Source organism: Paenibacillus sp. D9, from assembly GCF_001188365.1.
Lineage (GTDB): Bacteria > Bacillota > Bacilli > Paenibacillales > Paenibacillaceae > Paenibacillus_O > Paenibacillus_O humicus.
The window spans coordinates 2,318,403-2,330,489 of sequence record NZ_JZEJ01000001.1; the positions used below are offsets into that span (position 1 = coordinate 2,318,403).

Genomic DNA, 12,087 nt, shown 5'->3' on the forward strand with positions numbered 1-12,087 from the left:
CTTCGGGTTGGAACTTTTCGCTGTTTCCTGTTCAACACAAAAAAACCTTCCGAACGTTGTATGTCAACATACAACGTTCGGAAGGTCGGATTTACAACCCATAACTGCCGTATTGCCGGTTGATCATAATCAATTCGACGATTGTGTATTTTCTAATCCCAATTCACAGCCCTTGTATTTCGGTTGTAAGAATTCCGAATTGGACCCTAAGGTAAACTCCCGACTCTGCGCCGCCTTAAAACCTTCTCAGAGGCGCTGGCCTCAGCACTCGTCCGGCTTCGGCTTGCCGGCGTCGCTCGCCGTGCGGAAGCTTGATCCGCAGCCGCAGGTAACGGTGGCGTTGGGGTTGTGGATCGTGAAGCCGCCGCCCATGGCGCCTTCCTTCCAGTCGATCTCGAGGCCGCGCAGGTACTTGGCGCTGTCGTTGTCGACGACGACCTTTACTCCGTTGACGTCGAGCTCCTGGTCGTCGCTCTTCTGCTCGTCGTCGAAGCCCATGCCGTAGGAGAAGCCGCTGCAGCCGCCTTCCTTGACGCCGACGCGCAGGAACAGGTTCGCTGCTTCTTCGGCGGCGAGCATTTCTTTTATTTTATCCGAGGCCGTTTCACTGATCTCGATCATATCGTTTCATCCTCCTGTCAAAGCTGGCGATTGCTTTAAGTATACTCCTATTGCATCCGGGTCTCAAGCAAGCTGGAGCGGAAACAAGCGAGCGTCCGGCGCGCGGGCAATCAAGACGGGCATGAGCCTGAACGGAACAGCTGTCCACGGGCGCTTTACCTCATTACCGCGTCCGCCCAAGGCGGACAACCTGTCTCCATAGCTCCCTTGAAATCCCTGATCTTTTGCCGTTTTCCTGTTGAAGCTTAACAACTCAAGGTTTATAATGAATACGATTTGTTTGCATACGACGCACGAATAAGTACTTTTTTTCACAAAGCAGGACGCTTGACCTGCAGCTTCCCGCAACAGCGGGCCGGACCCGCCGAGGTGACGCACGGGCCGCAGGAACCGGAACGGACAAGGAGGTCCCATTCATGAATATCATTACTCCGACGGAAGCCTCCGTCATGCAAGGCATCCGCGAGAAAGTAGCCGCCGGCGAGCGGCTGACGCTTGAAGACGGCGTCTTTATGTACCGCTCCGACGATCTGCTCAGCATCGGACAGATGGCCAACGAGGTCAACCTGCGCAAGAACGGCAAGAAGGTTTATTTCATCGATACGATGACGCTTTATTTCACCAACGTCTGCGAAGCCCACTGCGCCTTCTGCAGCTTCCGCAAGGATGAGGGGGACGAAGGCGCTTATACGCTGACGCCGGAAGAGATGATCCAATACGTCGATCAGCATATTACGCCAACCGTGCGGGAGTTCCATATCGTCGGCGGCCATAATGCCCATGTTCCCTTTCAATATTATGTGGATTCGCTCAAGGCGCTGAAGGAAAAATATCCGCATGTGACGCTCAAGACGTACACGGCGGCCGAGATCGATTTCTTCTCCCGCATCAGCGGCCTCAGCTACGAAGGCGTGCTGAGAGAGCTGCGCGACGCCGGCCTCGAATCCCTGACAGGGGGCGGCGCTGAAATCCTGTCGGACCAGTACCGCAAGAAGATGAGGGTCGAGAAGGCGGACGTGAGCCAGTATCTGGACGTCCACCGGACCGCGCATAACCTCGGCATCAAGACGCATACGACGATGCTGTACGGAGCCGTGGAAACCCACGAGCAGCGCATCCAGCATATGATGTCGATCCGCGAGCTGCAGGACGAGACGAACGGCTTCCTCGTGTTCATCCCTCTCTCCATGCAGCCGGCCAGCCCCAAGGCGGGCATCCGCCGCCGCAATTCGGCCTTCGAGGACCTCAAGACGATCGCGATCAGCCGCCTGATGCTGGACAACTTCAATCACATCAAGGCCTACTTCATCAATATCGGCCCTCAGCTGACCCAGGTATCGCTGGCGATGGGCGCATCCGATGTGCACGGAACGCTGGTCCGCGAGCGCATCAGCCACGCGGCTGGCGCCCTCACTCCGGAAGGTCTGTCACGAGAAGATCTGATCTGGTTAATAAAGGGTGCGGGACGCATTCCGGTTGAACGCGACACCTTCTACAATGAAGTCAAGGTATTTGAGTAAGAAGAACGGCTGGCGAGCATATTAGGTTCACCATCAGCTGAATTGTGAAACAAGGGTTGGGATATCATGAAACGTTTTGTCATTTTGGGCGGCGGCTACGGCGGCATGGCTCTGGCTCAGGAACTGCTTGACGGGGACATTCCGTCCGATACGATCATCGTCCTGATCGACCGCATGCCTTTCCAAGGCCTCAAGACCGAATATTATGCGCTGGCTGCCGGCACTTCGCCGGAGATCGAGCTGCGCGTCGCGTTCCCTAACGACCCCCGTCTGCTGATCACCTACGGCGAAGTGACGGGTATCGATCTGGAGAACAAGCACATCCTATTGGAAGGCCAGGATCCCGTGTCGTACGATTGGCTGTCGATCGGGCTTGGCTGCACGGACAACTACCACGGCATTCCCGGCGCGGAGAAATACTCCAGCAGCATCCAATCGTTCTCCGCGACTCGCAGGACGTACCGGCGAATCGGAGACGTCAAGCCTTACGGCCAAGTATCCATCATCGGCGGAGGCCTCAGCGGCGTCGAGATCGCCGCTGAGCTGCGCGAGAGCAGAGGCGATCTCAACATCCGCATCATCGACCGCGGACCGAGCATCCTCTCGGCGTTCCCGACGAAGCTGAAGACGTACGTGTCGTCCTGGTTCCTGGAGCATCATGTGGAAATGAGGGGCAACGTCTCCCTCAAGCTGCTGGAGGGCGGCATTCTGCATGACGGCAACTCTCCGGAGCCGATCTATACCGATGCGACGATCTGGACGGCCGGCATCCAGCCGGTCGATGTCGTCCAGGATCTCAATGTGCCCAAAGACAATCAGGGCCGGCTCGTCGTGAACGAGCTGCATCAGCTCCCGGACCATCCGGAAGTGTTCGTCATCGGCGACTGCGCCTCGGTGCCGTTCTCTCCCAGCGGACAGCTTGCGGGAGCGATGGGCAAGCAAGTGGCCGACGTCATGCAGGCCGTATGGAAAGGCCGCACGCCCAAGCTTGGACAGATCAAGCTCAAGGGCACGCTCGGTTCGCTCGGCAAAAAAGCCGGCTTCGGCCTCATGGGCAAGACGGCCATTATGGGCCGTGTGCCGCGAGTACTCAAAACCGGCGTGCTGTGGCGCTCCAAAAACCATTTCGGCTAAGCTTCTATAAATCGTCGATCAGCTTGTCCAGCGCGGCGCGCTCGGCGGCGCTGACGGCGATTTTTTCGCGGATGGCGGCTTCAAGCTCCTCGACGCTTTCGGCGCTGACGATCTCTCCGTCGACCATGGCGAACGGGAACAGGTAACATTCGCCGCAGTTGCCGAGACAGCCGTATTCGATCACTTCAACATCGGGATCGAGCTCGTACTGCTCCATCAGCCGGTCGGTTCCGTGATGCATGTTGCTGGAGCAGAATTCAATGATCGGTTTCAACATGTTGTCATTCACCTCTTTGCCGTCCATTTTCAATTGAATGGCTTTGTATTATAATAGATAAGAAAGGAGTTGATTGCAATGAGCGAAAACGCACAAAGCACGATGTATGATGAGGTACTGGACGTTCTTGACAAGCTCCGTCCCTTCCTGCAGCGCGACGGCGGCGACGTTGAACTCGTCGACGTGGAAGACGGCATCGTCAAGCTTCGCCTGATGGGCGCTTGCGGCAGCTGCCCCAGCTCCACCATCACGCTGAAGGCCGGCATCGAGCGCGCCCTGCTTGAAGAAGTCGAAGGCGTGCAAGAGGTTATGCAAGTCTTCTAATTGCCCGCGCATCCATCATCATCGCGATATACAGACGAGCGGCCGGATACCTCCTTGGGAGGCATCCGGCCGCTCGTGCTTTTGTCTCAGGGCTGGACCGGCTTGATGCTCGTGCGGATCGGATCGAAGCCGCCCGTCACATCGATGATGTTGCCGGTCAGGAAGTCCGATTGCGGCAGGCAGAGGAACGAAATGACCCTCGCCACGTCCTCTCCGGTGCCGGGCCGGCCGAGCGGCGAATCCGGATCTCTCATTCCGTCAACGTCCGCAATGGACTTCTCCTTGAAGTCGCCCCGGATATCGCCGGGACAGACCATGTTGACCGTTATGCCATGCTCGCCTTCCTCGACGGCAAGCGTCTTGGTGAAGGAGACGAGGCCGGTCTTCGCAGCCGCATAGACGGCGCGATGCGGCCAAGCCCTGCCTTCCATCGCATGGCCGAACCCGAAATGGATGATGCGTCCCCAGCCGCTCCTGCGCATGCCCGGCAGCAACTTGCGGTCAAGCAGCATCGCGCCGAGCAGATTGCCGTGAAGGAGGGAAATGATCTCCTCGTCGTTGTAATCGGCGAATACTCTCCGCTCCCGGATGAACGGACCGGCATTGTTCACCAGAATATCGACGCTTCCGCTCAGCTTCAGCGCCTCCTCGGCCAGCTTGCCCGTGTCGCCGGGATCGGCGATGTCCGCTTCGACCGCAGTCGCGCGCACTCCGTACTGCTGCGCCAAGCGCCGAGCAAGCTCATCCGCCTCCGCCCCGCTGGAGCGGTAGTTCAGGACGATATCGCATCCCAGCCGGGCCAGCTCGGCGGCCGCCCGTTTGCCCAGCCCTTTGGCGCTGCCCGTTATGAGCGCCGTTTTTCCTTGCAGCTTCACGCTCTTCCTCCTTGCCTCGACTCACTTGCTGACGGCAGGCTTCAATAGAGACAAAGCATAATCGAACACGAGATGGACGGTTCCCGCCGCCATGTCCAGGCATTGGGCCAGGTCCTCCATCTGGCTGTTGATATCCTCCAGCTTCACTTCGTCTCCGAAGTTCAGATGCAGCTGCATCAGATCGTCCTGCAGCTCGGAGTTCATGCTGTGAATCTCCACATTCCGCCTTTTCCGCAATCGGACGATCGGCTCGTCATACTGGTTCTTGATATCCGTGAGCGGCCCTGCAAGTCCTGGATGAAGCTTTTTGTCCCGCATCCGATGCAGCACCGTGAAGTAGGAGAACTGCCTTTTGAATTGTTCCGTTTCCAGCGACAGCATGTCATTGAGCAGCGTGCCCAGCTTGTCCAGCATTGCGAACAGCCGGATGAAGGCATTTTTGTCGAAATAGACGTAGCGCCTGTAATTCAGCCGTTCATCCGGGCCCATGTCCTCAACGCTGGAGCTCTTGACCATCGCGCAGAAGCGCGATGCTGCGTAGCAGCTCTGCTCCAGCTCATCGAGGGATGCGATCAGGCCGATCGTCCAAATCTCATATGTCCGCGCCTTATGATTGCGGTCCTTGCCTTCCTCCACGAGCTTGTGGAGAAGGGAGGCATAATCGGTCATCGCCTGGACCGCTTCGGCCATCCTGCCCTCAGGCTTGGCCGGCGCTTCCCCGAACAACATTCTCAGCATGGACCTTCCTCCTCCGGATTTTCTAAGCTTCTGTACTGCAAAGCCAAAAACCTTCAGACATCTAGGATTTCGGGAAATATTCCTTCCATCTGCCGTCGACCAGAGACACGATGTCCTCTCGCGGGAACAGCTCGTCCGGATACCCCGGCTTCATGCGGGCATCGATGACGATCGGAAGGCGGTAGGCCATATGATGGCGTCTTGCTTCCGACAGGGCGTAGATGTCGTCCGCAGGATTGAATCGGGTGAATACCGTCCACAGAAACGGCGTCTGCGCCGATGCGACCGTGCCGGCGTCGTCGACCAGGACGATCAGCGGCCAGTCGGTTCCTTTCTCGGCAGCCCTCTCCAATACTTTGGACGCCAGCTCCGGATCCGAAGCATAGTCGGCTCCGGAGACGGTGAGGCAGCCGCGGCAATAAACCGCGATGTCGCTGATTTCCGCGATCGGGCCTTCCGTATATTCATGCGGCAGCTGCCGCACCGGCTCGCCGACGCCCATCAGAAGCGCCTTGCTGCCGTGGTTGAGCTTGCCGCTCGTATAGTCGAGCGTATCATGCGAGGTATTGTCGAAGACGAACAGGTCGGTCTCCGGACGGAAACGCTCCAGAATCGTCTCCAGCAGCACGTCGAACCGGGACAGGTCTATCGGCTGGTCGGTCAGCATCAGGAATTTGGTCAGCGTCAGCTGGCCTTCGCCCAGAATGCGGAAGCCGGTGGCAAGCGCCTCTCTCGAATAGCTCTCCCGCACGACAGCGGCGGCCAAGGCGTGGACGCCGGTCTCCGCATAAGCCCACAGATCCTTCACGCCAGGCATGGCCATCGGGAAAGCCGGGCTGAGCAGCCGCTGCAGATACTCGCCCAGGTAGTAGTCCTCCTGCCGGGGCTTGCCGACGATCGTCGCCGGGTAGATCGCATCCTTGCGGTGATGCACATGGCTGACATTGAAGACCGGGAAATCATGCTGCAGGGAATAGTAGCCGAAATGGTCGCCGAACGGGCCTTCGGGCCTGCGCAGATGCGGCGGCACGCTGCCGTGGATCGAGAACTCGGCTTCCGCCGGAATGCGGTGGCGTCCCAGCGGATCCTGGGTGACCGGAAGCTTGCTGCCGAGAATGAGCGAAGCGATCATCAGCTCCGGCAGATGCTCCGGAACGGGAGCGATCGCCGATGCGATCAGCGCCGGTGGTCCCCCGAGAAATACGCTCACCGGCAGCTCCTGATTGTTCTTCTCGGCTTCATGATAATGGAAGCCGCCGCCCTTGTGGATCTGCCAATGCATGCCGGTCGTGGAGTCGTCGAAGATCTGCATGCGGTACATGCCGACATTATGCTTCTTCGGATGGGACGGATGCTCCGTATACACGAGCGGAAGCGTGACGAAAGGACCGCCGTCATCCTGCCAGCTCGTCAGGAACGGCAGCCCCTTCAGCGGATTTTCCCTGCGCACGGCCCCCATGACCGGCGCGGCGCTGTTCGGAACGTTTTTGAGTCCAACCTTGAGCAGGTCCTTCACCATGCCGCGCTCGCCCCATACGGCTCCGAGCGTTGGCGGCAGCAGGCGGTCCATCGCGCCGACGACCGTCTTCATCAGCTCTTCGGGCTTCGTGCCGAATGCCAGATCGACGCGGCGGGCGGTGCCGAACATATTGGTCAGGACGGGGAAGGTGCTGCCCTTCACGTTCGTGAACAGCAGGGCGGGTCCTTCCTCTTCGATGACGCGCCGGTGAATTTCCGCGAGCTCCAGATTCGGATCCACCGGAGCCTCGATGACGGCGAGGTCGTTGTCCTTGCGCAGCGCTTCTACGAATTGCCTCAGGTTTGCAAAAGTCATGATCGGCTCCTAACGTCTCTTCCGGGCTTGGACACCCAGATCTATAAGAATGGAGAACAAAATCGTAATAATGAGATTGTGGAGCATATTGGTAAAGATGAACCATTGGTCGTTGCCGATGGTCGCGGTCAGCCATGCTCCGCTGAAAATCTGGCAGATGACCAGAATCAAAACCCAAAGGGCAGAGCGAGCGGCCGGGTCGCTGCTTCCGGCTTGCTTGCGGACATGAAGGAAGAGGCCGAGAAGCACGAAGAAAAGAATCAGGCCGGCGATCCGGTGGGCGAAGACGATGCCGGTCGCTCCATTGATCTCCGGCACGAGCTCGCCGTTGCACAGCGGCCAGCCGAGGCAGCCTCCTCCCGAGTCGGTATGGCGGATGAAGGCGCCGAGGTAAACGACGACGTAACAATAGATCGCCGCAGACAATACCCAGGTGAACACGGAACGGGGAAGCATCGATGCCGAGGCGGGATCATGCCCTTTGTCCATTCGCCTCACCCACAGGACGAGCAGCACCGTCGAGGCGACCGCAAGCAGCGAAATGCCGAAGTGAAGCGCCATGACGGGAGGGCTTTGGTACCAGACGACGGCCGCAGCGCCCATGAGCGCTTGCACGATCGTGAAGAACAGCGTCAGGCCGGCGAACCAGAGCGGCTCGCGGAAGCGGCGGTAGACCACCACGGTCATGACAAAGGTAGCCACGACGATGATGCCGACCAGTCCGGTTACGACGCGATGCGAATATTCGATGGCTGTCTCGAGGGTAAAAGCGGGAATGAACTTGCCGTTGCATAGCGGCCAGTCATCGCCGCAGCCCCTTCCGGAGCCCGTATTGGTCACGAGAGCGCCTGCAAGCAGGACGAGGAACATGCCGATGCTGGACATCCATGCAAGCAGGCGGTATAGGCGGGAGATCATCGTTTGTTTGTCACCCCTTCGATGGATACAACCCTCATTATAGCGGCAAAAAAATGCAAAAGCCATGTTGAAAATGTGACGATAATGGCATCTTTCCACGTCGGATCAGACACGATTTGTACAAGCATTCCGGCGTTATTTTGCCCTGCGGAGGCCGGCAGCTTGCAGACCCTGAGCGGGGAATTACTAACGCATGCAGCATAAAAGCCCATCAGAGAGTGGCCCCTGATGGGCTGGCTGCCAAGCCGGCTGCGCCGAGGCTTACAGCGCGGCGGATACTTCGATCGCGCGGCCGAGGAACTGCTCGATCTCTTCCCTCGATTTGCGCAGCTTGCTGACGAAGCGGATGACTTCCTTGCCTTCGCGGAAAGCGATGAAGCTCGGAATGCCGAGAATGTTCAGCTCGGAGCATAGCTCGGGCAGATCGTCGCGGTCGATCTCGATGAACTCGATCCTGCCCGCGTAGTTCTGCTCGATCTCCGGCATGAACGGATCGATGAAGTGGCAATCGGGACACCAGGTCGTCTTGAAGACGGCCACCGTGACGCCGGAAGAGGCGACGGTTTCGCGGAACTGTTCGTCGGTCGTTACTTTGCGCATGTCAATCACCCTTTTTGTATGGATTTACTCTATCGTACCGAGTTTGAACCGTTTTGTAAAAGTCCGGCAGCCGAGCCTCCGCGAGGCTCATGATCAGGAGCTCTGGACTTCCGTCTCCCGACGTCCGAAGCGGCGGACAAGAGGAAGCAGAATTTTGCGCAGAGGGCCGGGGAAGGAGCTTGCGTCGGCTTCCCTGATGACGCCGAGCGCAATGAGCAGGAACAGGTAGAACAGGCCCATCACGACGCCGGTAGCGATGGTGCCGGCAAAAAAGACGAGCTTGGAAGGCAGAATCGAGCCGAGCACGCCTCTGACGGTCATGTCGGTCCCGTAGCCTGCCGCAGCGGCGATAACGATCGTCAGCAGGTAGGCAGGCCAGCGGCGGCCGAGCACGTTCAGCTTCACCTTGTTCTGGATCACCCTCATGTTCAGCCAGGTAATGATCATGAAGCAGAGCATGGAAGCGATGATGAAGCCGTAGCCTCCCAGCAGCGGGCCGAGCGCCAGGCTGCCGATAATTTTGACGGCGTAGCCGATGATGGCGCTGATCATCGCCGGACGGGGATTGCCGAGTCCGAACAGGATCGAGTTGCTCGTCATCATCGTGACCTGGAAGATCGTGCCGATCGTCAGAGCGGCCACGACGCCGCTGGCGCCGGGATCCGAGAACAGCAGCCCGTTCACGGAATGGGCTCCTACCGTCAGCACCAGGGCGGCAGGCACGCCGGTGAAGACGACGATGCGCATGACGAGCGAAGCCTGCTTGCGCACTTCATCCAGCCGTCCGACGGAATTGGCGGCCGACAGCACCGGAATGATCGACTGGCTGAGCGCGATCGCCAGAATCGGCGGGATGCCTGCGATCGACTGCGCGTTGAAGATGAGATAATCGCGGATGCGGCTCGCCGTATCGTAGGCGCTGTAATAGCTGTCCGTCCACCGGATGAAGAAGGTCGAGTCGATCAGATAGATGAACTGAACCGTCATCGCCGTGACGACGATCGGCACCGACATGGTGAAAATTTCCTTGTAAATGCTGCGCAGCCGCACCGGAGGAGCGGCCGCCTCGGATGCTGCCGCGCTCTCGCGGGCCGCCCGTCCGAGCGAGCGCTCCTCCTCCATGTCGGAGCGCTTCAGCTTGCGGGCGTAATACAGCATGACGAGGAAGGCGCCGATGCTGCCGAACACGCTGCCGAAGGTCGCTGCGGCGGATATCCAGCGGTCCGTCCAGCCGAGATTGAGCACGACGAGGGCAAGTCCGATGCCGACGAGCACGCGCGCGATCTGCTCGACGATCTGGGAAATGCCGCCTGCGGACATCATCTGCCTGCCTTGGAAGTAGCCGCGCATCATCGCGATGATCGGGAACAGCAGCAGCGCCGGCGCGATCGCCCGGATCGACGAGGAGGCTTCCGGCGTGCGGACGAAGCTGGAGGCGTAATAAGGCGCGAATATGTACAGCAGCGTCGACAGCAGGACGCCGGTGACGGCGCCGAACAGCAGCGCGGCTCGGTAGATCCGCTGGGCTTCGCGCGGCCTTCCGAGCGCGTAGCGTTCCGAAACCATCTTGCTGATGGCGCTCGGAATGCCGGCCGTGGCGATGATGAGCAGGTATAGATAGACCGTATTGGCGATGCCGAAATACCCGTTGCCGGGTCCGGAGAACATATAATCCAGCGGAACCCGCTGGAACAGTCCCAGCACCCGAGCGATGAGCGCGGCCGCTGCCAGAATCAGAGTGCCCCGGATGAGGGAGTCTTTTTTGACCATGTTGTCGGGTTCCTTCTTCCTTCACGAATAATACGAATGACCCTGCTAGTGTACCACAAAACGGCCCCTCCCCACACCCGTCCATCCCGAATCGGCGCCTGCGCTGCCGCGGCGCGAAAAAATCCCGCAGAGCAATCTGCGGGATCGGAGGGGTTTGCCGCAGCGGGCTTGCCCAGTGGATGGAATTAAACGTTTTTAGGCGAGATCGGCTCCAGCGAAGGCACGCTTTGGCCGCGGACCGGAACAGCCGCGCCCGACGGAGCCGCCCATTTGACGGAGTTGGAGATGACCTTCAGCACGTTGGCATCGTAGTAGGTCGGATGCGTCTCGTGGCCAGGACGGAAGTAGAAGATCTTGCCTTGGCCGCGGTGGAACGTGCAGCCGCTGCGGAAGACGTTGCCGCCTTCGAACCAGCTGACGAACACAAGCTCGTCCGGAGCCGGGATATCGAAGTGCTCGCCGTACATTTCCTCCTGCTCCAGTGCGAACTGCTCCGGCAGGCCGGCTGCGATCGGATGCGCGGGATCGACGACCCAGATGCGCTCGCGTTCGCCGGCTTCGCGCCATTTCAGGTCGCAGCCCGTGCCCATGAGCTTCTTGAAGATTTTGGAGAAGTGGCCGGAGTGGAGGACGATGAGGCCCATGCCTTCCATGACGCGCTTGTGCACGCGCTCCACGATGGCGTCCTCGACACGGTCGTGGGCCATATGGCCCCACCAGACCAGAACGTCGGTGTTGTTCAGGACGTCCTCGGTCAGGCCGTGCTCCGCTTCCTCGAGCGTTGCCGTCTTGATCTCGAAGCTGGCGTCAGCGAGCCCTTTGGCCAGCGTATTGTGGATTCCGTCCGGATAGACGTTGCGGACTTCCTCATGTTCTTTCTCGTGGACGAATTCGTTCCAGATCGTCAATTTGATCATTGATAATGAGCTCCTTTAAGTAGGTATTGGGATAACGGACATCAGAACACAAGCCAGAGGATGAACAGGATGATCATCGCGAGCTGCAGGACGATCTTCACGGCCGTGCTCGACAGCAGGCCGACGACGGCGCCGATGCCGGACATGAAGGTGCGCTTCAGGATCGGTCCCGATACGGGCTCCTTGTCCATGACGATCTTGTACAGCTCTCCGATCATCGCTCCAGCCAGCGGGCCGATGATGAGGCCGAACGCCGGAATAAGGAACGGGCCGACAATCAGCCCGATCGTGCTGCCGACGACGGATGCCCGGGAGCCTCCGAATTTCTTGACGCCCCATGCGCTGACGGCGTAATCGGCGATGAACAGGACGACGACGATGAGCGTCTGGATCGTCCAGAACATCCAGCCGAACGGCGAGAAGCTGATGAACAGGCCGTAGACGAAAAAGGCCGCGTAGATGGCGAGCGCTCCCGGAAGGATGGGATAGACCGTTCCGGCCATGCCGACAAGGAACAGGATGACGACGAGTATCCAGCCGATGATCGCTAGCGTCATCG

13 protein-coding genes are annotated in these 12,087 nt (G+C 59.2%); 3 read left to right on the forward strand and 10 right to left on the reverse strand.

Annotation, left to right across the window (positions count from 1 at the left end; all coding sequences use genetic code 11):
* Positions 1–261 precede the first annotated feature (261 nt).
* The gene (gene erpA / locus VE23_RS10610; protein WP_021882070.1) at positions 262–621 is read right to left on the reverse strand and encodes an iron-sulfur cluster insertion protein ErpA; all 360 of its coding nucleotides are present in this window, start codon (positions 619–621) and stop codon (positions 262–264) included.
* Positions 622–1,037: 416 nt separating this feature from the next.
* On the opposite strand from erpA, the gene mqnE reads away from it, so the two are divergent.
* Positions 1,038–2,141 (forward strand): aminofutalosine synthase MqnE, encoded by a 1,104-nt coding sequence (mqnE, locus tag VE23_RS10620; protein ID WP_048744984.1) that lies wholly within the window; start codon positions 1,038–1,040, stop codon positions 2,139–2,141.
* Between the two features lie 66 nt (positions 2,142–2,207).
* A complete protein-coding gene (locus tag VE23_RS10625; protein WP_048744983.1) occupies positions 2,208–3,275 on the forward strand; it encodes an NAD(P)/FAD-dependent oxidoreductase in 1,068 nt (355 codons plus the stop codon).
* Between the two features lie 4 nt (positions 3,276–3,279).
* On the opposite strand, the gene VE23_RS10630 is transcribed toward VE23_RS10625, so the two are convergent.
* Positions 3,280–3,549, reverse strand: coding sequence for a YuzB family protein (locus VE23_RS10630; protein ID WP_048744992.1), 270 nt, complete (start codon positions 3,547–3,549; stop codon positions 3,280–3,282).
* Positions 3,550–3,630: 81 nt separating this feature from the next.
* On the opposite strand from VE23_RS10630, the gene VE23_RS10635 reads away from it, so the two are divergent.
* Positions 3,631–3,876 (forward strand): NifU family protein, encoded by a 246-nt coding sequence (locus VE23_RS10635; protein WP_048744982.1) that lies wholly within the window; start codon positions 3,631–3,633, stop codon positions 3,874–3,876.
* A gap of 86 nt (positions 3,877–3,962) precedes the next feature.
* Here the strand turns inward: VE23_RS10635 and VE23_RS10640 are convergent, their stop codons facing one another.
* The 8 genes from VE23_RS10640 to VE23_RS10675 all read right to left on the reverse strand — a co-directional run bounded on the left by VE23_RS10640 (position 3,963) and on the right by VE23_RS10675 (position 12,085).
* Positions 3,963–4,751 carry an SDR family oxidoreductase gene (locus VE23_RS10640; protein ID WP_049867951.1) on the reverse strand — a complete coding sequence of 263 codons (789 nt, stop codon included), beginning with the start codon at positions 4,749–4,751 and terminating at the stop codon, positions 3,963–3,965.
* 21 nt (positions 4,752–4,772) lie between these two features.
* Positions 4,773–5,489, reverse strand: a complete 717-nt coding sequence (locus VE23_RS10645) for a Cthe_2314 family HEPN domain-containing protein (RefSeq protein ID WP_049867952.1) — start codon at positions 5,487–5,489, stop codon at positions 4,773–4,775.
* A 61-nt stretch (positions 5,490–5,550) separates the two neighbouring features.
* Positions 5,551–7,323 (reverse strand): UbiD family decarboxylase, encoded by a 1,773-nt coding sequence (locus VE23_RS10650; protein ID WP_049867953.1) that lies wholly within the window; start codon positions 7,321–7,323, stop codon positions 5,551–5,553.
* Positions 7,324–7,332: 9 nt separating this feature from the next.
* Complete coding sequence (locus VE23_RS10655; protein WP_048744979.1) at positions 7,333–8,241, reverse strand: COX15/CtaA family protein; 909 nt, start codon at positions 8,239–8,241, stop codon at positions 7,333–7,335.
* A 261-nt stretch (positions 8,242–8,502) separates the two neighbouring features.
* A complete protein-coding gene (locus tag VE23_RS10660) occupies positions 8,503–8,865 on the reverse strand; it encodes a thioredoxin family protein (RefSeq protein ID WP_269746012.1) in 363 nt (120 codons plus the stop codon).
* A 69-nt stretch (positions 8,866–8,934) separates the two neighbouring features.
* Positions 8,935–10,611 (reverse strand): putative polysaccharide biosynthesis protein, encoded by a 1,677-nt coding sequence (locus VE23_RS10665; protein ID WP_049867955.1) that lies wholly within the window; start codon positions 10,609–10,611, stop codon positions 8,935–8,937.
* A 185-nt stretch (positions 10,612–10,796) separates the two neighbouring features.
* Entirely contained in the window at positions 10,797–11,528 is a 732-nt protein-coding gene (locus tag VE23_RS10670) for a ThuA domain-containing protein (RefSeq protein ID WP_021880642.1), read from the reverse strand.
* Between the two features lie 41 nt (positions 11,529–11,569).
* The gene (locus tag VE23_RS10675; RefSeq protein WP_021880641.1) at positions 11,570–12,085 is read right to left on the reverse strand and encodes a DUF456 domain-containing protein; all 516 of its coding nucleotides are present in this window, start codon (positions 12,083–12,085) and stop codon (positions 11,570–11,572) included.
* Between the last annotated feature and the right edge of the window lie 2 nt (positions 12,086–12,087).